Origin of the sequence: Pantoea sp. JK (assembly GCF_026130245.1) — a bacterium.
In the GTDB taxonomy this organism is placed as follows: Bacteria; Pseudomonadota; Gammaproteobacteria; order Enterobacterales; family Enterobacteriaceae; genus Pantoea; species Pantoea trifolii.
On the sequence record NZ_JAINFN010000006.1, the window covers coordinates 298,373 to 319,856 of the forward strand.

21 protein-coding genes are annotated in these 21,484 nt (G+C 56.3%); 8 read left to right on the forward strand and 13 right to left on the reverse strand.

Features of this window, described 5'->3' with window-relative positions; genetic code table 11:
• The first annotated feature begins 180 nt into the window (after positions 1–180).
• Positions 181–1,098 carry an AraC family transcriptional regulator gene (locus PanJK_RS15415; RefSeq protein WP_265300877.1) on the forward strand — a complete coding sequence of 306 codons (918 nt, stop codon included), beginning with the start codon at positions 181–183 and terminating at the stop codon, positions 1,096–1,098.
• Positions 1,099–1,101: 3 nt separating this feature from the next.
• On the opposite strand, the gene PanJK_RS15420 is transcribed toward PanJK_RS15415, so the two are convergent.
• The 3 genes from PanJK_RS15420 to ubiU form a co-directional block, all read right to left on the reverse strand.
• Entirely contained in the window at positions 1,102–2,112 is a 1,011-nt protein-coding gene (locus tag PanJK_RS15420) for a luciferase-like monooxygenase (RefSeq protein ID WP_265300879.1), read from the reverse strand.
• Between the two features lie 117 nt (positions 2,113–2,229).
• Positions 2,230–3,114, reverse strand: coding sequence for a U32 family peptidase (locus PanJK_RS15425; RefSeq protein ID WP_265300881.1), 885 nt, complete (start codon positions 3,112–3,114; stop codon positions 2,230–2,232).
• Between the two features lie 9 nt (positions 3,115–3,123).
• Positions 3,124–4,119, reverse strand: a complete 996-nt coding sequence (gene ubiU / locus PanJK_RS15430) for a ubiquinone anaerobic biosynthesis protein UbiU (RefSeq protein ID WP_265300883.1) — start codon at positions 4,117–4,119, stop codon at positions 3,124–3,126.
• 203 nt (positions 4,120–4,322) lie between these two features.
• Between ubiU and ubiT the strand changes: the two genes are divergently transcribed.
• Both ubiT and PanJK_RS15440 read left to right on the forward strand, forming a co-directional pair.
• On the forward strand, positions 4,323–4,847 hold the full coding sequence (ubiT, locus tag PanJK_RS15435) for a ubiquinone anaerobic biosynthesis accessory factor UbiT (RefSeq protein WP_036648365.1): 525 nt from the start codon (positions 4,323–4,325) through the stop codon (positions 4,845–4,847).
• Positions 4,841–5,347 (forward strand): GNAT family N-acetyltransferase, encoded by a 507-nt coding sequence (locus tag PanJK_RS15440; protein WP_061718238.1) that lies wholly within the window; start codon positions 4,841–4,843, stop codon positions 5,345–5,347. The genes ubiT and PanJK_RS15440 overlap by 7 nt, the downstream gene beginning before the upstream one ends.
• On the opposite strand, the gene PanJK_RS15445 is transcribed toward PanJK_RS15440, so the two are convergent.
• Positions 5,331–5,618: a GIY-YIG nuclease family protein gene (locus PanJK_RS15445; protein WP_061718453.1), complete on the reverse strand. Its 288-nt coding sequence runs from the start codon at positions 5,616–5,618 to the stop codon at positions 5,331–5,333. The two genes, PanJK_RS15440 and PanJK_RS15445, sit on opposite strands and share 17 nt — an antisense overlap.
• An 80-nt stretch (positions 5,619–5,698) precedes the next feature.
• On the opposite strand from PanJK_RS15445, the gene PanJK_RS15450 reads away from it, so the two are divergent.
• Positions 5,699–6,124 carry a YhbP family protein gene (locus PanJK_RS15450; RefSeq protein WP_265300887.1) on the forward strand — a complete coding sequence of 142 codons (426 nt, stop codon included), beginning with the start codon at positions 5,699–5,701 and terminating at the stop codon, positions 6,122–6,124.
• A 36-nt stretch (positions 6,125–6,160) separates the two neighbouring features.
• Here the strand turns inward: PanJK_RS15450 and PanJK_RS15455 are convergent, their stop codons facing one another.
• Complete coding sequence (locus PanJK_RS15455; protein WP_256698297.1) at positions 6,161–6,679, reverse strand: type 1 glutamine amidotransferase domain-containing protein; 519 nt, start codon at positions 6,677–6,679, stop codon at positions 6,161–6,163.
• A gap of 239 nt (positions 6,680–6,918) precedes the next feature.
• On the opposite strand from PanJK_RS15455, the gene PanJK_RS15460 reads away from it, so the two are divergent.
• Positions 6,919–7,953 (forward strand): permease, encoded by a 1,035-nt coding sequence (locus PanJK_RS15460; RefSeq protein ID WP_256698298.1) that lies wholly within the window; start codon positions 6,919–6,921, stop codon positions 7,951–7,953.
• Here the strand turns inward: PanJK_RS15460 and nrdG are convergent.
• Both nrdG and nrdD read right to left on the reverse strand, forming a co-directional pair.
• Positions 7,846–8,412: an anaerobic ribonucleoside-triphosphate reductase-activating protein gene (nrdG, locus tag PanJK_RS15465; protein WP_256698299.1), complete on the reverse strand. Its 567-nt coding sequence runs from the start codon at positions 8,410–8,412 to the stop codon at positions 7,846–7,848. The genes PanJK_RS15460 and nrdG overlap by 108 nt on opposite strands.
• Positions 8,409–10,547, reverse strand: a complete 2,139-nt coding sequence (nrdD, locus tag PanJK_RS15470; RefSeq protein ID WP_265300891.1) for an anaerobic ribonucleoside-triphosphate reductase — start codon at positions 10,545–10,547, stop codon at positions 8,409–8,411. Before nrdD ends, nrdG begins: the two co-directional genes overlap by 4 nt.
• Positions 10,548–10,815: 268 nt before the next feature.
• Here nrdD and PanJK_RS15475 point away from each other — a divergent pair, with 268 nt between their 5' ends.
• The gene (locus PanJK_RS15475; RefSeq protein ID WP_265300893.1) at positions 10,816–13,200 is read left to right on the forward strand and encodes a beta-N-acetylhexosaminidase; all 2,385 of its coding nucleotides are present in this window, start codon (positions 10,816–10,818) and stop codon (positions 13,198–13,200) included.
• 160 nt (positions 13,201–13,360) lie between these two features.
• On the opposite strand, the gene ridA is transcribed toward PanJK_RS15475, so the two are convergent.
• The 4 genes from ridA to argF form a co-directional block, all read right to left on the reverse strand.
• Positions 13,361–13,747 (reverse strand): 2-iminobutanoate/2-iminopropanoate deaminase, encoded by a 387-nt coding sequence (gene ridA, locus PanJK_RS15480; protein ID WP_061718232.1) that lies wholly within the window; start codon positions 13,745–13,747, stop codon positions 13,361–13,363.
• Positions 13,748–13,825: 78 nt separating this feature from the next.
• A complete protein-coding gene (gene pyrI, locus PanJK_RS15485; RefSeq protein WP_007886734.1) occupies positions 13,826–14,290 on the reverse strand; it encodes an aspartate carbamoyltransferase regulatory subunit in 465 nt (154 codons plus the stop codon).
• A gap of 11 nt (positions 14,291–14,301) precedes the next feature.
• The gene (pyrB, locus tag PanJK_RS15490; RefSeq protein WP_265300897.1) at positions 14,302–15,237 is read right to left on the reverse strand and encodes an aspartate carbamoyltransferase; all 936 of its coding nucleotides are present in this window, start codon (positions 15,235–15,237) and stop codon (positions 14,302–14,304) included.
• 243 nt (positions 15,238–15,480) lie between these two features.
• Complete coding sequence (argF, locus tag PanJK_RS15495; protein WP_265300899.1) at positions 15,481–16,488, reverse strand: ornithine carbamoyltransferase; 1,008 nt, start codon at positions 16,486–16,488, stop codon at positions 15,481–15,483.
• A gap of 162 nt (positions 16,489–16,650) precedes the next feature.
• Here argF and rraB point away from each other — a divergent pair, with 162 nt between their 5' ends.
• Both rraB and miaE read left to right on the forward strand, forming a co-directional pair.
• Positions 16,651–17,073 (forward strand): ribonuclease E inhibitor RraB, encoded by a 423-nt coding sequence (rraB, locus tag PanJK_RS15500; protein WP_008104254.1) that lies wholly within the window; start codon positions 16,651–16,653, stop codon positions 17,071–17,073.
• Between the two features lie 59 nt (positions 17,074–17,132).
• Positions 17,133–17,894 carry a tRNA isopentenyl-2-thiomethyl-A-37 hydroxylase MiaE gene (gene miaE / locus PanJK_RS15505; RefSeq protein ID WP_256698303.1) on the forward strand — a complete coding sequence of 254 codons (762 nt, stop codon included), beginning with the start codon at positions 17,133–17,135 and terminating at the stop codon, positions 17,892–17,894.
• A 162-nt stretch (positions 17,895–18,056) separates the two neighbouring features.
• On the opposite strand, the gene PanJK_RS15510 is transcribed toward miaE, so the two are convergent.
• Positions 18,057–18,560: a GNAT family N-acetyltransferase gene (locus tag PanJK_RS15510; protein WP_265300927.1), complete on the reverse strand. Its 504-nt coding sequence runs from the start codon at positions 18,558–18,560 to the stop codon at positions 18,057–18,059.
• A gap of 66 nt (positions 18,561–18,626) precedes the next feature.
• Positions 18,627–21,482: a valine--tRNA ligase gene (locus tag PanJK_RS15515; protein ID WP_265300903.1), complete on the reverse strand. Its 2,856-nt coding sequence runs from the start codon at positions 21,480–21,482 to the stop codon at positions 18,627–18,629.
• Positions 21,483–21,484 lie beyond the last annotated feature (2 nt).

The following is a 21,484-nucleotide window of genomic DNA, read 5'->3' on the forward strand; positions in this document are numbered from 1 at the left end:
GTCTCTCCACCTGAGATTTCGGGGAAGATAAAGCATGCGCTGTCCATACAATCGGGCGGTAGCGCAATCCTGCAAGCTTCTTGCACGATCCTGCAAATCTGCTGCTCAAGGACTAGGCGCAACGCCAGCGACAAGCGAGAATATCAACTCAGTGATTTCTTATCGCGGAGCGCAGAACGCATGATTCATCAGGAACAATGGCAGCAGTTGGTGGCAATCATTGCCCGCCACGCGCCGCAGGATGGTCGTCACTATTGCCCAATCGATTTTCTCTCTTTCGGCCGCAGCTCTCAGCCCACTAGTTTGGCGCATGTGGCGACCTGGGCCAGTTTTGCCCTGATCGCGCAGGGGCAAAAAGCGCTGCGCATGGGCGATGAAGTGATGCATTACGGGCCGGGCGATTTACTGCTGGTGACGCTCGATATGCCGGTGCAATCCTGCGTGGTCATGGCGACGCCAGAGAAGCCGAATCTCGGCGTGGGCATCACCATCAACGAAACGCGTCTGATGCGTTATCTGGAACACTTTCCACACCATCATCTCGGCAGCACGGCGGTTAGCGAGCGCGGTATCGCCGTGCATAAAGTTGCGCCGCCGTTGGTGGATGCAGTGATGCGTTTGGTGGCGTTGCTGGATCATCCGCAGGACATTGCCGCGCTGGCACCGTTAATTGAGCAGGAGATTTTCTATCGTCTGCTGACCGGGCCAGAAGGACCGCGCATTCTCAACATGGCGTTGACGGAGCGGCCAGGCAACAAAGTGGCGCGTGCCGCACGCTGGCTACGGGAAAACTTTCACCATCCATTGAAAATGGATCATCTGGCGAGCAGCGTGGGAATGAGTATTTCGTCGCTGCATCATCACTTTAAAGCGGTAACGGCGATGACGCCGATGCAGTATCAAAAGCAGCTGCGGCTCAACGAAGCGCGGCGTTTGATGTTGATTGAGAAGCTGGATGCTGGAACGGCGGGTTATCGGGTGGGTTATCAAAGTGCTTCGCAGTTTAGTCGCGAATACAGCCGCTTTCACGGCCAGTCACCGGCGCGTGACGCGCGAACCATTGCGGTGGGTGCAGAGTGGGTGAACCCACCGCAATGAGGTTTACAGCGTGCGTGCCGCTTCCATTGCCAGCGCGAAGGAGCGCAGACGCGCCTGCGAATCGTAAATCTGGCCGTTAACCATAATTTCATCCGCCTGGGTTTCACGCATCAACGCGGCGAGGCCGCTGCGCACTTTATCGCTATCGCCGACAATCGACATGCTCAGCGCCTGCTGCACGCCATATTGCTCGGACGGTGACCACAGATTATCCATGTTCTCCACCGGCGCGGGCAGCGGACCCGGTTTGCCGCGACGCAGATTAATAAACTGCTGCTGCATCGAGGTGAACAGGAAGCGCGCATCACGCTCGCTGTCGGCCGCCACCACGTTGACGCACACCATCGCATACGGCTTCGCCAGACGCGCCGAAGGTTTAAATTTCTCACGATAAATATGCAGCGCCTGGAACAGCAGATCGGGCGCGAAATGCGAGGCAAACGCAAACGGCAAACCAAGCTGAGCGGCCAATTGCGCGCTATACAAACTGGAACCGAGCAGCCACACCGGAATTTTCAATCCTAAACCCGGTACCGGTTGAACTGGCGGATGTTCACCCTCTTCGGCGTCAAACCAGCGAATCAGTTCAGAAACATCTTCCGGGAAGCTATCTGCCTGGGCGCTGGAAAGATGACGGCGCAACGCCAGCATGGTGCGTTGGTCCGAACCGGGCGCGCGGCCCAGTCCCAAATCGATACGGCCAGGATAGAGTGATTCGAGGGTACCAAACTGTTCGGCGATCACCAGCGGCGCATGGTTGGGCAGCATGATACCGCCTGAGCCGAGGCGCAGCGTTTCGGTATTGGCGGCTAAATAGCCGATCAGTACTGCGGTCGCGGCGCTGGCAATCCCCGTCATATTATGGTGTTCAGCCAGCCAGTAGCGGTGGAAACCCAGCGCTTCAGATTGACGGGCCAGCGCCAGCGAATTATGGAACGCATCGCGTGCAGCGGAACCTTGTGGAATAGGCGCCAGATCCAACACGGACAGGCGAACAGTTTTTTTCTCAGACATGGGCACTCCAAATAGGGATGGCGCAGGTGTTTAGTCGGACCTGCGCTTGTGAGTATTACTCATCGTTACCCATATTAAAACTGCTAATAACCGCAGGAATATAGCCGGAATGTGCCTTTACCGCTCGCCTTCAAGCGCCATCCCGGCCAGGCGACGCCAATATCCGTTGCAGTCGCTGCCGCGCGCCATCATCAGCGGGGCCTGACCGGCTTCGTTGGCGCGGAAGCGATCCACTTCGGCGAGCGTGCTTTCGCCCTGTGGCGACAGACGCACAATGTCGATCCAGTTATGCATGCCGCTCAAATCATTGCCGAGGTTGTAGCAATAGCCGCTCATGGTCTGAATACCGTTGAGGACAAACACCTGCTGGCCTTCCTGTGAAAGCACGCGGCGGCCAGTGGGATAATTGATGCAGCAGGTTTGGCAATCATCTTTGCCACGATTCTCGGCGCGTGCGGTAAAGCAGCGCGCTGACAACGCCAGCGGCAGATGGCCATAACCAAGCACTTCCACCTCAAATTGCTGGCGCACACCCGCCTCATCGCACTGCTGCAGCAGCTTAATCAGCCAGTCGCGGGACATCTCCACCGGAATGCACCAGCGCGTCATGCCTTCTTGCAGCAACAGTTGCAGCGTTTGCGCGTTATACACGTTGAGGGTTGGTCCGGCGACAAACGGCAATTTGCGCTCTGCTGCCATGTTCACGGTGCCGATGTCATTGGCTTCCAGCAGGAACTCACCGTTCTCGACATAGCGTCGCAGCTCCTTCACTTCCGAGGGTGACTGCAGCAGTGCCAGCGTACTCAGCACCACTTGCTTACCTTGCAGCGCCAGCATGCGCGCGATGTCCATCCATTGATTAAATGACGTCGCGCGTCTCTTGCTGCACACCGCTTCGCCGAGATAGATGATTTCGGCACTGCTCTCGGCGGCGCGTTGATAAAAGGTTTCCAGCGTTGCTGTTGGCCAGTACCACAGCACCGGCCCGATGGCGTATTTCATGGGATCTCCTTATTGCCAGTCGCGGTGATAAGCACCGAGCGTGGTTTGGCTGCCTTCTGATAACTCGCCCAGCGCCTGCATCCAGGGGTCCTGCACGACATACTGTTCCGGCGATGCCATGCAGCGATCGATGGCCTGACGCCATACTTTCGCCACCTGCGCCACATACGCCGGGCTGCGCTGACGCCCTTCAATTTTCACCGAGGCAATGTTGGCGCGCAGCAGTTCTGGCAGCAGCGACAAGGTGTTCAGGCTGGTGGGTTCTTCCAGCACGTGATAGAGCTGGTTATCCACTTCATAACGGCCCTTGCACAATGTGGGATAGCCCGCACTCTCGTCGGGCGCGTAGCGGTCAATCAGCACTTCATTCAGGCGTGATTCCATGCCCTTTAGCGTCTGTTGCCAGCGGACAAATTTCGCTGGCGAGCAGGCACCTGCGCTGTTAGGCGACTCGCCGGTCAGCCAGGATGAGAGATAGCAGCGGCCTTCGGCCATAATGCACAGGCTACCGAAGGCGAACACTTCCAGCGGCACCGGCGTCTCACGCGCCAGCTGTTTGACCTGATGCATCGATAGCACGCGCGGCAGCACAACGCGGCTAAGTTGAAAGTGACGATGATAAAAATGAATGGCCTGCAGATTGGTGGCGGAGGCTTGTACCGAAAGATGACGCTCAACCTGCGGATAGCGTTTTGCCGCGTACTCCAGCGTGGCAATATCCGCCAGAATCAGCGCATCCGCGCCGTTCTGCGCGGCAACATCAATCGCGCTTTGCCAGCGATTCATCCCATCAGGATGGGCGAAGGTGTTGATGGCCACATGCAGTTTGCGGCGATGCTGATGCAGATAGCGCGCGGCTTCAGCCAGTTTTTTATCGGTAAAATTGAGGCCAGCAAAGTGGCGGGCATTGGTATCGTCTTTCAGGCCGACATACACCGCGTCAGCACCATGCTCCACCGCCGATTTCAGCGCAGGCAAATTCCCCGCCGGACACAGCAGTTCCATAGATTTTCCTCCCCGGATTCTGAAGCCGAAGAGTGTAAATAACTGACCGGACAGCAATGTTGATTTAAGGCAGTGAAAGCGGCATTGATGATCGGGAGTGGAGCTTTTTCGTCCAGACAGGTGGCGATTTCCTTGATCTCAGTGGAGGCGACGTCGGTCAGATGTGGCAAAATAGATGAAATTTTCTGAAGGGAATATCGATAATGTTTGCGCGCTTACGCGGTCTGATTGTGGAAAAAGGCCCAGAATTCCTTGCTTTACCCGTTTCCATTACCCCTTTCCCGCTAAAAAAAGCTATTCTGCAACAACTCCTAAACTGGCAATTTCGTCATGCTTTGTCCGAAGGTGAGTTAGACTTTCTGGAAGGGCGTTATCTGGGGATCGAGGTTGCCGATGTGAATCTGCGCTGGATCACCACCCTGCAAGCAGGGCGCCTGACCGTTTCGCGCGACACCGAGGCTGATGTCTGGTTTCGTGGTGAAGCCAACGATCTGTTGCTGGTGGCAGCACGCAAAGCGGATCCCGATATGTTGTTCTTTCAACGCCGTTTGGTGATTGAAGGTGACACGGAGCTGGGACTTGAGGTGAAAAACCTAATGGATGCCATTGAACTGGATGCCATGCCCACGCCATTACGCACGGGATTGCAGCAGCTCGCTGCTTTTATTGAGGCAGGAATGAAACAGGACGCGAAGGCCGCTGAGGCGCGCGCGGGGATCTCATGTTGATTCGTACTGAAATTGGCGTTGATGCAGCAGGCATCGATAGCCTGTTAAAGCGCAGTTTTGCTACCGCTGCCGAAGCGGAACTGATACAGCAACTGCGCGAAGATGGCTTGCTGACTCTTGGTGTCGTTGCCACGGATGATGAAGGTCAGGTGCTGGGTTATGCCGCTTTCAGTCCGGTGACCCTGCAAGGAGAAGACCGCAACTGGGTAGCGTTGGCGCCGCTCGCCGTGGATGAATCGGTGCGCAAACAGGGCCTTGCTAAACAGCTGGTGTATGAAGGATTGGATTCACTTAATGAGTTCAGCTACAGCGCCGTGGTGGTGTTGGGCGATCCTGAGTTCTACAATCCACTCGGCTTTGAACCGGCGGCACGTCATGGTTTGCACTGTCGTTGGTTAGGCAGCGAAGCGGCCTTTCAGGTGTACAAACTGGCAGACGATGCGTTCGTCGGTGCAGAAGGGCTGATCGAATTCGCCGAACCGTTTAATCGTTTCGACTAAACCAGGCTACTAAGCAGGGCGGCTGCTGCGCAACCAGCAGCAGCTTTTGCGCGCGGCTAAGCTGCTTCACCTGATACTCAAGGCGTGACGCGGCAGCGCGATCGCCGGCATCGCAATGAAACACCAGCGTTAAGGGGCCTTTGCCACGCAGCGAACGCGCGCCGCGTCCTAGCTGATGCTGTTGCAGGCGACGATTAACATCGGTGGTGATGCCGGTATACAGCATGCCTGCGGCGGTTTGTAGCAGATAGAGCTGCCAGCCTTGTTCCATCATACTCATCTCGAAAATTAGCTGGCAGGCAGTGTAGCGCGCTTCAGGCCGCATCGCTATTCGCCGCACGGAGTCCGATTTTGTCCGACCATGCTCATCTGATTCGTTATTTAAAAAAACAGCATGTGCTGTCGTTATCTGCCAGCCACGGCGACGATCTGTGGTGCGCCAACTGCTTCTATGTGTTTGATGCCGCAAACATGGCGTTCTGGCTGATGACCGAGCCGGATACGCGCCATGGCGCATTAATCCAGGCAAATCCTCACGTGGCGGGCACGGTAAATGGCCAGCCGAAAAGCGTGTTGTTGATCAAAGGCGTGCAGTATCGCGGCGTAATCCAGCTGTTAAATGGAGAGCGGGAAACGCTGGCGCGTCACGCCTATCAGAAGCGTTTTCCGGTGGCGAAGAAAGTCACTGCGCCGCTGTGGGAAATCGTGCTCGACGAAGTGAAGATGACCGACAATGCGCTGGGCTTTGGCAAGAAGATTGTCTGGAGCCGGCCGTAGGGTCGCCATTTATGGCGACCTCAATGCGGGAAAAGATCAGGCCGCGTTCAAAATCCGCAGCGATTCGCGATTAAACGCGGGCAGGTCTTCAGGCGTGCGGCTGGTGACTAACTTGTCATCAACCACCACTTCTTTATCGTAAAAATCCGCACCCGCATTACGCAGATCGATAGCGATGGCTTTTACGCTGGTCATTTTGCGGTCGCGCACGCCATTCGCGCTGATCAGCAACTGTGGGCCGTGGCAAATGGCAAACACCGGCTTGCCGCTGGCGACAAACTCTTTAGTGAAGTTGATGAAGCGATCGTCACCGCGCAGAGCATCGGGAGAGTGTCCGCCGGGCAGCAGCAGCGCATCGAACTCGGCTGCATTCACATCATCAATAGACTTGTCGATGTTGACTTCAGCTTTACCCTGTTTACCTTTGACGATGTTTCCGGCCTTAAACTCGATGGTAACCACTTCGTGGCCTGCCTGAGTGTAAGCCTCCGCCGGTGAGGTAAACTCTGAGTCTTCAAATTCATCGGTAATCAGTACCGCTATTTTCTTGCTCATCTTTTTTCCTCCTTGTTGATCACGAACCTTATGTTCGTTGCACTTCTAACCCAACAAGCCTGGTAGCCATGTCGCAAAACGCAAGCCAGTCGGCAATTCTCACGGGAGGTAAATTTCCGTCCCGGATCAAGTTTAGGCGATTTCCACATGGCGGAATGAAATGACCTGAATAACACTAAGGCCTATCCGCCGCGTATCTCAACGCGGCATCGTTATTCAGTTGAATACGGAATTTTGTGATGACCCAACTCTCTTCTCACTTCCCAGCGACACGCTTCGCCTGGTGGAAACCGCTGCTGTTCCTCGCCGTGGTGGTAATCGGTCTGTGGTATGTCAAATGGCAGCCTTATTACGGCAAAGCCTTTACTGCCGCCGAAACGCACTCAATAGGTAAATCAATTTTGGCCAATGCGGCGGACTCACCGTGGCGCGCAGCGCTCGATTACGCCATGGTCTATTTCCTCGCCGTGTGGAAAGCGGCGGTGCTCGGCGTGATCCTCGGATCGCTGGTGCAGGTGCTGATTCCACGCGCCTGGCTGCTGCGTCTGATGGGCAGCTCGCGCTTTGGCTCGACGCTAATGGGCACTGGATTAGGTTTGCCAGGCATGATGTGCAGCTGCTGTGCCGCGCCGGTGACCGCTGGCTTGCGTCAGTCGCAGGTTTCCAGCGGCGCGGCAATGGCGTTTTGGCTGGCGAATCCGCTGCTCAATCCTGCCACGCTGATTTTTATGGGTTTTGTGCTCAGCTGGAATTTTGCGGCGATTCGGCTGGTGGCGGGTTTAATGATGGTATTGGGCATCGCGTGGCTGGTGCAGCGTAGTGTGCCGGATCAGACCGTTGCCGCGCCCATTATCCCGGCACGCGATGAGCAACCGTTTCTGACGCGCTGGCTGTGGGTAATGTGGCGGCTGTTCTGCAACACCATTCCGTTGTATATCATCGCGGTATTGTTGCTCGGTGCCGCCCGCGTTTGGCTGTTCCCGCACGCGGATGGCGCGGTGGGCAACACGCTGTTTTGGGTGATGTTGATGGCGATTGCTGGCTGCCTGTTTGTGATTCCCACCGCGGCGGAAATCCCGATTGTGCAGACCATGATGCTGGCGGGCATGGGCGTTGCACCCGCGCTGGCGTTGTTAGTCACGCTGCCCGCCGTGAGTGTGCCGTCGTTATTGATGTTGCATCGCGCCTTTCCCGCACGGGCGCTGTGGATCGCGCTGATCGGCGTGGCAGGCAGCGGCATGCTGCTCGGCGTGCTCGCCTTGTGGCTGGCGTAGCCACCAAATCTTCTGATTGCGGCTGCCGCGCCACAGCAGCCGCGCATCTTTTTCCGCTTCGATAAAACGCCCGTCAATCAGCACATCAATTTCATCCACCACTTCGCGCTGCGCCGCACTGAGTTCCGCCATTTCGTAGCCGGTCCACAGCCAGATATCCTTATCCGGACATTCACGTCGCACGCGTTTCACCAGGCGACGCACATGCGGCACGTTATGCGGATGCAGCGGATCGCCGCCGCTCAGCGACAAGCCCTGACGCGGAATGCGCCGATCGTTAAGATCGGCGATCAGCTGCTCTTCCATCTCCAGCGTAAAAGGTACGCCGGAATCCAGGCGCCACGTGCTTTGGTTATAGCAGCCGCGACACTGATGTTCGCAGCCCGCGACAAACAGTGTGCAGCGCGTGCCGGGCCCGTTAACGATATCAACCGGATAATAGCCGTGGATGCGCATCATCCCAGCTTTCCTGTCTCCAGATGTTTAACGCGCCGCTGCACTTCTTGCTGTTTACCGGCGTTAAACGGACGCGCATCCGGGCTGCCGAGATAGCCGCACACGCGGCGCGTCACCGACACGCGCGCTGGATCGTGATTACCGCAGCATGGGCAGGTGAACCCTTTGCTGGTGCAACTGAACTCGCCGCTAAAGCCGCATTCGTAGCACTCATCAATCGGCGTGTTGGTGCCGTAATAGGGCACGCGGTGATAGCTGTAATCCCAGACGTCTTCGAGCGCTTTGAGGTTGTGCTGGATGTTGGGGTATTCGCCGTAACAGATGAATCCGCCGTTAGCGATGGCGGGATAGGGCGCTTCAAAGTCGATCTTGTCGTAGGGATTGACCTTCTTCTCAACGTCGAGATGGAAGCTGTTGGTGTAATACCCTTTATCGGTCACGCCCGCCACCACGCCAAATTCGGCGGCATCGAGGCGACAGAAACGGTCGCACAGATTCTCGCTCGGCGTGCTGTACAAGCTGAAGCCGTAGCCGGTTTCCTCTTTCCAGGCATCCACCGCGTTACGCAGATGGGTGACAATCGCCATGCCTTTTGCCCGCAGGTATTCGGCGTCGTATGGATGCACTTCGTTGCCGCTCAGCGCATTCAGCGTCTCATGCAGGCCGATGTAGCCAAGGGAAATCGAGGCGCGCCCGTTGCGGAAAATGGCGCCCACTTCGTCATCAGCCTTCAAGCGCACGCCGCAGGCACCTTCCATATACAGAATCGGCGCCACGCGCGCTTTGGTTTTTTCCAGCCGGGCGATACGCGTCATTAAGGCGCGTTTCGCCAGCGCCAGACGTTCATCCAGCAAGCGCCAGAACTGCGCTTCGTCGCCTTTGGCTTGCAGCGCGATACGCGGCAGATTGAGGCTGATGACGCCAATGTTGTTGCGGCCTTCGTGAATCTGCTCGCCGTTCTCCTCGTAGACGCCAAGGAAACTGCGGCAGCCCATCGGCGTTTTAAACGAACCGGTCACTTCCACCACTTTTTCGTAGTTGAGGATATCCGGATACATGCGCTTGCTGGCACACTCTAGCGCCAGCTGTTTGATATCGTAGTTAATTTCTCCAGGCCGACGATTCACGCCTTCACGGATAGCAAACACCAGTTTCGGGAACACCGCCGTTTTATGATTTTTACCCAGTCCGGCAATGCGGTTACGCAGAATGGATTGCTGGATCAGGCGCGCCGCCCAGTCGGTGCCGAGGCCAAAGCCAAAGGTGACAAACGGCGTCTGGCCATTGGCGGTGTGCAGCGTGTTCACTTCATACTCCAGCGACTGAAACGCGTCGTAGCACTCTTTCTCGGTGCGCACGCGCGCATAGGCTTCGGCATCGGGAATTTGCCACTGTTGCGCCACCGCGCGGTGTTTCTCCAGGCTGAGCGTGACGAACGGTGCCAGCACTTCATCAATGCGGTTGATGGTGGTGCCGCCATAAATGTGGCTGGCGACCTGCGCGATGATCTGCGCGGTGACCGCTGTAGCGGTGGCGATCGATTTGGGCGGCTCAATCTCGGCATTGCCCATCTTGAAACCGTTGGTCAGCATGCCGTGTAGATCGATCAGCATGCAGTTAAACATCGGGAAGAACGGGGAATAGTCGAGATCGTGATAGTGGATGTCGCCGCGCTCATGCGCCAGCACCACATCGCGTGGCAACAGTTGCTGCTGAGCGTAATGTTTGGCGACGATGCCGGCCAGCAGGTCACGTTGGGTTGGGATCACTTTGCTGTCTTTATTGGCGTTTTCATTGAGCAGCGCCGCGTTGGTTTGCTCCACTAAACCGCGAATGGCGTGATGCAGTTTACCGCGTTGCTCGCGTGCTAAATCGCGGTCATGGCGATATTCGATATAGGCGCGTGCCAGCTGCGGCCAGCGTCCGCTCATCAGCGTCTCTTCCACCGCGCACTGAATATCACGAATATCCACTTCGGCCTGTTCAGCCAGCTGCTGGCTAACCTGCGCCGCCACTTGCGCGCACCATGCCGTATCATCGATTTGTGCCGCACGCGCAGCCGCGCTTACTGCTGCCTCGATCCGCTGCGCATCAAACGGCACTCTGCAGCCGTCACGCTTAATCACCACCGTCGCCATTTCTTCTCCATGAAACTATATGTAGATAATTTTAAGGAGTGTAATCGCTATATATGGTGTTTACGCGCAAATTAATCGCAGGCGGTTTGACCTACAGCAAGGAAGCCACAACCAAGATTGAAAGCCGCGCAATGGTTAATCTGGCTAAACTACAAAAGTTTTAACCTGCCTTGATTTCAGTTTACGGCCACTTGCTTTGCAAAGCGAAACAGGTTTAATGGGCCTTTTGCCCATTTTGGTCCGCTGTTTCATTTACAAGGATGCCCAGATGCTATTGCAGAGAACCTTGCTTGCCTGTTGTTTATCCATGACTTTTTCCACCTTCGCCGCGCCCGCCGGGGATTTACCGCTGATGCCGTGGCCACAAAGCGTGGTGCAACCAAGCGGCGGCGGGGCGTATGCGTTAACGCCGCAGCTCACCTTGCATATCTCGGGCGATCATCTGGAAGGTGCTGAATCGCGCTGGCGTGCACGCATTGCGCGGCAAACCGGCTGGCCGCTGCTGCCAGCTAGCGCATCCAGCGATCATCCCAGCATTCAGGTGCAAATCGCGCAGGCGGTTGATCCGATCCCGCAGCCGGACAGCGACGAAAGTTATCATCTGCTGGTTAACAGCGACGGCGTATTACTGAAAGCCAACACGCGCTTTGGTGCGATGCGCGGCATGGAAACCGTGCTACAGCTGATTGAAAACACGGAAAAAGGCACCGAAATTCCCTACGTCACCATTGACGATAAACCGCGCTTTCCGTGGCGCGGTGTGCTGATTGATTCGGCGCGCCATTTCCTGCCGATTGAAACCGTGAAGCGGCAAATCGACGGCATCGCGGCCGCGCGCATGAACGTGTTTCACTGGCACTTAACTGACGATCAAGGTTGGCGTTTTGCCTCCAGCCACTATCCGCAGCTGCAAGAGAAAGCCAGCGACGGTCTGTACTACACGCAGCAGCAGATGCGCGATGTGGTGCGCTATGCCACGCAGCGCGGCGTGCGCGTGGTACCGGAAATCGATCTGCCAGGCCATGCCTCGGCGATCGCGGTGGCGATGCCGGAATTAATGAGCGCGCCGGGCCCGTATCAGATGGAGCGCGGCTGGGGTGTATTTAAGCCGCTGCTCGATCCCAGCAACGACGCGGTGTTCCGCTTTATCGACACCTTAATGGGCGAAGTCACGGCGATCTTCCCCGATCCCTACATTCACATCGGCGGCGATGAGGTCGATCCAACTCAGTGGAATGATTCCACGCGTATTCAGCAATTTATGCGCGACCACGGCCTGAAAGATTCGCATGCGCTGCAAGCCTGGTTTAACCAGCGCGTTGAGAAAATCCTCGAAGCGCATCAGCGCCGCATGATCGGTTGGGATGAGGTTTACCATCCTGATCTGCCAAAAAGCATTCTGATTCAATCGTGGCAAGGACAGGATGCGTTGGGTACCGTGGCGAAAAACGACTTCCGTGGCATTCTCTCCACCGGTTTCTATCTCGATCAGCCGCAAACCGCCGCCTATCACTATCGCAATGAACCCTGGCCGCAAGGGCTTAACGGTGCGGATCAGGTGCAAGCCGGTGAGCAGACGCAGAGCTGGCAATTCACCATGCCGCGTCTGAAAGGCAGCGCGCTGAAAGGCAGCTTTACGCTGGTTGAAGGGAAAAACGGCTGGCGCGGCTTTATCGATTTCAGCGGCAAAGCACGTCGCATGGTCAGCGATATCCGCTGGCTGTCGCCAACGCAGCTGACCTTCAGCGTCGATACGTGGATGGGGCCGTTCCAGCCGATGGTGACGCTGACGCAAGACAAGCTGACCGGTTATATGCTGGTGGGCAACGTGCGTTATCCCACGGAAGGCAGCAAACTGGCACAAGTGCCAGCTGGTATTGCGCCATCGCTGCCGACGCCGCAACAGCTGCAAAACAACCTGATTGGCGGTGAAGCGGCGCTGTGGGCGGAGAACGTAAATAGCCGGGTGATTGATACACGCCTGTGGCCGCGCGCCTTTGTGGTGGCTGAGCGGTTATGGTCGGCGAAGGATGTCACCGACAGCGATAACATGTATCAACGCCTGAGCGCGGTGGATCGCTGGGGCACCATTTCTGTCGGTCTGCAGCAGCATCAGCAGGCTGAAGTGCAGATGATGCGACTGGCGAACAGCAGCGACATCACGCCGCTGCGCATATTGGCCGAAGTGCTGGAACCGGCGCAGTACTACACGCGCCAGCATCTGAAATTCCAGGCAGGGCATTACGACTATTTTGAACCGCTCAATCGTTTGGCGGATGTGCTACCTGCCGAGAGCAACGCGGTGCGTTTGCTGGATAAGCAGGTTGATCGCGTGATCGCCAATCGCGCCGATCATGCGGCGGCGCATGCTATTCGTCAGCAACTGCAGCGCTGGCAGAACAACAGCGATGCGGTGATGCCACTGATTCTGGGTAGCTATCAGCTCAAGCCGCTACAGCAGCAGGTGCAGCAAGTGGCGGAACTGAGTCGGATGGGGCTGGATTTGGTCAACGCGCTGGAGCGTAATCAGGCGTATGGCGCAGGCGAAGTGGCGCAGATGCATACGCAATTGGATGCGGCAGCGCAGGTGCAAGATGAAACGGTGCTGGCGCTGGTGCGACCGCTGGAGAAGTTGTTGCGATCGTTTAAATAGGTATTGTGCTGGCTGTCCCCCATCCCCGCCTTCCCCCGCTTGCGGGGGAGGGAGATGCTGCCACATGCAGCTTCAACACTGACATTTTGCAGCATCTTCCTCCCCCATTAATGGGGGAGGACCGAGGAGGGGGACAGCCAGCACCAACCAACCAACCAAATCAACGACGAACCGCAATCGCCTCGATCTCAATCTTCACATCTTTCGGCAGACGCGCCACTTCCACGCAAGAACGCGCAGGGAAGCTGGCGTTATGCTCGGTGAAGAACGCTTCGTAAGTTGCGTTCACCGTGGCGAAGTCATTCAGATCCTTCACAAACACGGTAGTTTTCACGATATCGCCCACTTTCAGGCCTGCGGCTTCGACAATCGCCTTCACATTTTCCAGTGACTGACGTGCCTGCGCAGAAACATCGTCGGCAACGGCGCCAGTGGCGGGATCAACCGGGATCTGGCCTGACGTGATGATCATACTGCCGAGATCCACGCCCTGCACGTAAGGGCCAATCGCTGCGGGTGCGTTTGAAGTACTGATTTCGCGAGACATTGTTTCTCCTTGAAAGTGCGCGGCCGACCGATGTCCGCCGCGAAATGAATCGTCCCATTATAGGGACGACGCAGGCGATTACCAGTGACCGAGCACCACGTGGCGCGCGAACTCTTTCTCGCAATATTTGCATTTCAGATGAACATCATCTTCGCGCTTTTTCACCGCAAAGCTGGTGAACACCGGCTCGTTGCGGCTGATGCAGTTGCTGTTCGGACAGGTCAGCACGCGGTCAATACGATCTGGCAAGGTGGGGGCGATCTTCGCGACCACTTCGTATTCGTCAATGCGGTTCACAGTCGCGAGCGGCGCATACACCGCCAGCTGATTGATCTGATCGTCGGTCAGAAAAGTGTTTTCGATTTTGATCAGATCTTTGCGGCCCATCTCGCCCGACGGCAAGTTGAGGCCGATGGTGATGCGCTGATCGGTTTCGGTCAAACGAAACAGCGACAGTAACTTAAAGCCGACCTGCGCCGGGATATGGTCAATCACCGTGCCGCGTTTGATGGCTTCAACCTGCAATTTATTATCGTGTGTCATCGCTTTGCTCCTTACAGTGCCAGTTCGCGATTCAGTACCAGCGCCAGCAGTGCCTGGCGAGCGAAGATGCCATTTCCAGCCTGCTGGAAATACCAGGCGTGCGGCGTGTTATCCACGTCGGTGGTGATCTCGTCGATACGCGGTAGTGGATGCAGCACTTTCATGTTGTCGCGCGCACCGGCTAAATCGGCGGCGCGCAGGATGAACTGTGCTTTGACGTTGGCGTATTCCGACGGATCAAGGCGCTCTTTCTGTACGCGCGTCATATACAGAATGTCGAGTTCGGGCATCACTTCTTCGATGGTGTCGTGGCGCGACCAGGCAATGTTCTGCTCATCCAGCATATCGGTGATATACGACGGCATCGCCAGCGCATCCGGCGCGATAAAGAAGAAGCGGTTGCCATCAAACTTCGCCAGCGCCTGCGTCAGTGAATGCACGGTGCGGCCATATTTCAGATCGCCGACCATCGCCACATTCAGGTTATCGAGGCGATTTTGCGTTTCGCGGATGGTGAAGAGATCGAGCAGCGTTTGCGTCGGATGCTGGTTGGCACCGTCACCGGCGTTGAGAATCGGAATGCCGCCGGAGAATTCCGTCGCCAGACGCGCCGCGCCTTCCTGCGGATGACGCATCACGATGGCATCGACGTAAGTACCAATCACCGAAATGGTATCGGCGAGGGTTTCGCCTTTCTTGCCGAGCGAGGTATTGCTGCCATCGGCGAAGCCCACCACCGATGCGCCGAGACGATGCATCGCGGTTTCAAACGACAAGCGCGTGCGCGTTGAAGCCTCAAAGAAGCAGCTGGCGATCACGTTGTGTTTCAGCAACTCCGGCTGGGGATTGGCTTTCAACTGGGCGGCGGTGTGCAGCACCAGCTCCAGCTCGTCGCGGTTGAGATCGTTGATGGAAATAATGTGCTTGCGATATAGCGGGTTGGCCATAGCGTTCTCCTCTGCGCTGCCGGATTGCGGACAAAAAAAAGCCCCTGCTTAAGGGGCTTTTTTTACGATCGATTGATGACGGAAAGAAACAGATGCGCCGCCCGCTGTCAGGCGTCGTTGAGCGTCAAATTTTGCGCTGCGCTGTTGCATGTTTCCTCCGGCAAATTGGGCCGCATTATACGCATTCACTGATTTGCATCAAGCAAATATCGCGCGCGAGGTAAACGTTTGCGGCGCGACCAATCATAGCTTGCCGAGTGTCGCCACCATCACCGCTTTAATGGTGTGCATGCGGTTTTCAGCCTGATCGAACACGATGCTGTGCGCCGATTCAAACACCTCATTACTCACTTCCATGCCATCCTGCAAACCGTACTGCTCGGCCATTTGCCGGCCCAGCGTGGTTTTGTCGTCATGGAAGGCCGGCAAGCAGTGCAGGAACTTCACCTGCGGGTTGCCGGTCAGTGCCAGCATCGCGCTGTTCACCTGATAAGGACGCAGCAGGGCGATGCGATCTTCCCACACCGATTTGGCTTCGCCCATCGACACCCACACATCCGTGTAAATGAAGTCGGCACCTTGCACGCCTTCGGCGATCTCTTCGGTCAGGGTGATTTTGCCACCGGTTTGCTGCGCGACCACGCGGCATTGATCCACCAGTTCCGCTTCTGGCCAGCAGCCTTTTGGTGCCACCAAACGCAGATCCAGGCCGACCAGCGCAGCGGCTTCCAGCATGCTGTTGCCCATGTTGTTGCGCGCATCGCCGACGTAAACCAGCGTCATTGCATTCAGCGATTTGCCTGGCAGATGTTCCTGCATTGTCAGCAGATCGGCCAGCAGCTGCGTGGGATGGAATTCAGTCGTCAGGCCGTTCCACACCGGCACGCCAGCGAATTCCGCTAAGGTTTCCACCAGTTCCTGGCCGTAGCCGCGATATTGAATACCGTCATACATGCGTCCCAACACGCGCGCGGTGTCCTTCATCGACTCTTTATGGCCGATTTGGCTGCCGCTTGGACCGAGATAGGTAACGTTAGCGCCCTGATCATAAGCGGCAACTTCGAAAGAGCATCGGGTACGAGTCGAGTCTTTTTCGAAGATGAGCGCGATGTTTTTGCCTTTCAGGTATTGCGTTTCGCTGGCATTTTTCTTTGCGTGTTTTAATTCACCTGCCAGGCTCAGCAGAGAATCGATTTCGGCTGGGGTGAAATCCAGCAATCTCAGGAAATGTCTTTGATGTAGCTGACTCATACAGCGCTCCGGGTGCCCACATTAAAATGAATTAAAATTCAATCTAACCGTATGAATATGCATTTTCAACCCCAGCGTTAAGAAACTTGTTGTTTTGTGTAGTGGCGCGCGAGGCAGTGTGGGAAAATAATGGTATTCAGCCGAATATTTGAGGACACACCCATGGCATATGAAGCATTGCTGGAAGAACAGCGCGAAGAGACGCGACTGATCATTGAAGAGCTGCTGGAAGACGGCAGCGATCCAGATGCGCTTTACACTATTGAGCATCATCTCTCCTGCAACAACTTCGACTCGCTGGAGAAGGTCGCGGTTGATGCCTTCAAACTGGGCTACGAAGTGAGCGAGCCAGAAGAGCTGGAGCTGGAAGACGGTACCACCGTGATGTGTGTGGATATCCTGAGCGAAGGCGCGTTGAAGCCTGAGTTGATTGATGCGCAGGTTGAGCAACTGGTTAATCTGGCAGGCAGCTACAACGTCGATTACGACGGTTGGGGCACCTACTTTGAAGATCCTGATGCCGAAGATGAAGACGACGATGGCGAGTTCATCGACGACGAAGAAGACAACGGTGTGCGTCACTAAGCATTAATGGGCGGCGCTCGCCGCCCTGAAACGTTTCCCCGTAACACAAAAGACTGCCCATGAATTACGCTCCGCTATTAGAACCGATCTATCAATTCCTGCATTGCCGCACGCCACAAGCGTGGATTGATGAAGCGCGCAAGCCGGAAAATCTGACGTTGTTGCTCACCGATCACATGGTTTGTGAATTAAAGGCCGCGCAAACGGCGGTGTTTATCATCCGTAAATACGTGGCGGATAAGCCGAGTGGTGATGCCATTCTGGCGTGGCTCAAGCCGTATGAAGATTTTATCTACCGCGACGAGCAGGACGGTAACTTCATCAATGCCCACAAGAATCTGACCAAAAGTATTATCGTGCGCAACGAACTGCCGTGGGCCGACGATCTGGTGGAGATGATGGTGCTGCTGGTGAAAGAGGAGCTGCATCACTTCTATCAGGTGTGGGAAATCATGCAGTCGCGCGGTTTGCCGTATCGCAAAATCACCGCCAGCCGCTATGCCAAAGGGTTGATTCGCGAAATTCGCACTTACGAGCCGGAAGCGCTGGTGGATAAGCTGATTTGCGGGGCGTACATCGAAGCACGTTCCTGCGAGCGTTTCGCCAGCCTGGCGCCGTATCTGGATGAGCAACTGGAGAAGTTCTATATTTCGCTGCTGCGCTCAGAAGCGCGTCACTATCAGGATTACCTGAAGCTGGCGCAGCAGATTTCGCCGAAGGACATTGCGCCGCGGGTGCAGGTTTTTGGTGAAACAGAAGCGCGCTTAATCAGTGAGCCGGATGGCGAGTTACGCTTTCATAGTGGGGTGCCGGCGGTTTAGGTTTGTGCGCGCTGTCCCCCTCCTCGGTCCTCCCCCATAAATGGGGGAGGAAGATGCTGCCACATGCCAGTGATGAAGCTGCATGTGGCAGCATCTCCTTCCCCCGCTTGCGGGGGAAGGCCGGGATGGGGGGCAGCGAGCACATCACAGCCAGCAATCAAATCACAACACCTTCAGCATCCGCACTTCACAATCCACATGCCCGGTACAACCCATCGCGCTATCAATCAGCTCAAACCCCAATGACTCATACAACTTAATCGCACGCGTCAAACTGCCGGTGGTTTCCAGATAGCAGCGCTGAAAACCCTGCTGACGGGCAAATTCCATGGCGCGCAGCGCCAAATCGCGCGCCAACCCTAAGCCGCGCACCTGCGGCAGGAAATACATCTTCTGCAGCTCGCAAATATCCGGCGCGCTGCAGGCCAGCGGAGCAACGCCGCCGCCGCCCACCACCACACCATCATGTTCCACAATCCAGTAGGCGCTGTTGGCTTCGCTGTAGAGTTCGAACAGGCGATCGAGATGGGGATCGGACACGGTGTAGCCTTTGTCCGCCGTCAGGCCAAATTCAGCTGACACATCACGGATCACCTGTGCGATCAGCGCGTTATCGGCAGCGGTAATGGGGCGCACCTTTAAATTGATGGAGGCGTCGGTGGTCATCATTATCTTCCGGTATAAAAAAACCGGGCAGTGCCCGGCTTCGATTAAGCAGTTGGACTGAAGCGCTTACAATGCCGCAATCACGCCCTGCTGTTCAAACAGTTTTGCTTTTGATTGCTCAAGCTCAGCCACGCGCTCGCGCTCTTTCGCGACAACCGCTTCCGGCGCACGTGACACGAAGCCTTCGTTCGCCAGCTTGGTCTGGATTTTCTCGATTTCGACATCAAGTTTCACCAGCTCTTTCGCCAGACGCTCCAGCTCGGCTTCTTTGTTGACCAGATCCGCCATCGGGATTAGCAACTCAGCGCCTTCAACAATCTTGGTGACCGAAACCGGGCCTTTCTCGCCCGCAGGCAGAATGGTCAGGCTTTCCAGACGCGCCAGACGCGACAGGAAGGTGCGGTTCTCTTCTACGCGACGCTGAGCGGCGGCAGAGCAGTCACGCAGCAGCACGTCGAGCGGCTTGCTTGGTGCAATGTTCATCTCAGCACGGATATTACGCACCGCAACGATCGCCTGCTTCATCCACTCGATATCGGCCTGCGCCTCGGCATCCTCTTTCGCCGCTTCATACTGCGGGAACGGCTGCAGCATGATGGTATCGTGGTCGATGTTTTTCAGGCCTTTCACACGCTGCCAGATGGTTTCGGTGATGTAAGGAATGATTGGATGCGCCAGACGCAGCAGCGCTTCCAGCACGGTGACCAGCGTATTACGCGTACCGCGCAGTTCCGCTTCGCTACCGCTGGTCATCACCGGCTTGGTCAGCTCCAGATACCAGTCACAGAACTGGTTCCAGGTGAAGTCGTACAGAATGTTGGCCGCGATATCAAAGCGATAGCTATCCAGCGCTTCGCAATAAGCTTTCACGCTGCGGTTGAATTCGCTCAGGATCCAGCGATCCGCCAGCGACAGCTTCATTTCGCCGCCGTTTTGGCCGCAATCCTGCTCTTCGGTATTCATCAGCACGAAGCGGCTGGCGTTCCACAGCTTGTTACAGAAGTTGCGGTAACCTTCGAGGCGCTTCATATCCCAGTTGATATCACGACCGGTAGACGCCAGCGCGGCGAGGGTAAAGCGCAGCGCATCGGTACCTGAAGGCACGATGCCGTCCGGGAATTGCTTCTCGGTACGTTTGCGGATCTTCTCAGCCAGCTGCGGCTGCATCATGTTGCCGGTACGTTTCTCCAACAGATCTTCCAGCGAAATGCCGTCAATCATATCCAGCGGATCGATGACGTTGCCTTTCGACTTGGACATCTTCTGGCCTTCTTCATCACGGATCAAACCGGTCATGTAGACGGTTTTGAACGGCACTTGTGGCTTGCCGTTTTCATCTTTAATGAAGTGCATGGTCAGCATGATCATGCGCGCAATCCAGAAGAAGATGATGTCGAAGCCGCTCACCAACACGCTGGTTGGATGGAAGGTACGCAGCGCTTCGGTGTTCTCTGGCCAGCCCAGCGTCGAGAAGGTCCACAGACCGGACGAGAACCAGGTGTCCAGCACGTCGTCGTCCTGGCGCAGCGCCACGTCGGCGGCCAGATTGTTTTCCTGACGCACTTCGTCTTCGGTGCGGCCAACGTAGACGTTGCCGTCGTTGTCGTACCATGCTGGGATGCGATGTCCCCACCACAGCTGGCGTGAAATACACCAATCCTGAATGTCGCGCATCCATGAGAAGTACATGTTTTCGTACTGCTTCGGCACAAACTGGATGTCGCCGTTTTCTACCGCTTCAACTGCAACTTTCGCCAGCGGTGCGGTGCGCACATACCATTGGTCGGTCAGCATTGGCTCGATCACCACGCCGCCGCGATCGCCGTAAGGCACGGTAAGGTCATGCGGTTTGATCTCTTCCAGCAGGCCGATCTCATCAACGGCAGCCACAATCGCTTTACGCGCGGCGAAACGCTCCATCTTCTGGAACTGTGCCGGGATGTCGTCGGCGCACTCGTCGCTGACTCCGCCATTGGTGTCGAACACTTCCGCGCGCTCGCGGATATCGCCATCAAAGGTCAGAATGTTGATCATCGGCAGCTTATGACGACGACCCACTTCGTAGTCGTTGAAGTCATGCGCTGGGGTGATCTTCACGCAGCCGGTGCCTTTTTCCATGTCAGCGTGTTCATCGCCAACGATCGGAATGCGACGGTTCACCAGCGGCAGGATCAGCTCTTTGCCGATCAGATCTTTATAGCGCGGATCTTCCGGGTTAACTGCCACGCCAGTATCGCCCAGCAGGGTTTCCGGACGCGTGGTCGCCACCACCAGATAATCTTTGCCTTCTGCGGTTTTCACGCCGTCAGCCAGCGGATAGCGGATGTGCCACATCGAGCCTTTGCTCTCGCGGTTTTCCACTTCCAAATCGGAGATGGCGGTACGCAGTTTTGGATCCCAGTTCACCAGGCGCTTGCCACGGTAAATCAGGTTCTCTTTGTACAGGCGGACAAACACTTCGCGCACTGCGTTGGACAGACCTTCGTCCATGGTGAAGCGCTCGCGCTCCCAGTCAACCGAGTTGCCGAGACGACGCATCTGGCGCGTAATGGTGCCGCCAGATTCCGCTTTCCATTGCCAGATTTTGTCGATGAACGCATCGCGGCCGTAATCCTGGCGCGTTTTGCCCTCTTCAGCGGCGATTTTGCGTTCAACCACCATCTGCGTGGCGATACCGGCGTGATCGGTACCGGCCTGCCACAAGGTATTTTTACCCTGCATGCGCTGGTAGCGAATCATGGTATCCATGATGGTCTGCTGGAAAGCGTGACCCATATGCAAGCTGCCGGTGACGTTCGGCGGCGGGATCATGATGCAAAAGCTTTCCTGGCTGGTATCGCCATTCGGTTTAAAGTAGCCCTGCTGTTCCCAGTGCTCGTAGAGCGGCTGCTCGATATCTTGCGGGTTATATGTCTTTTCCATTT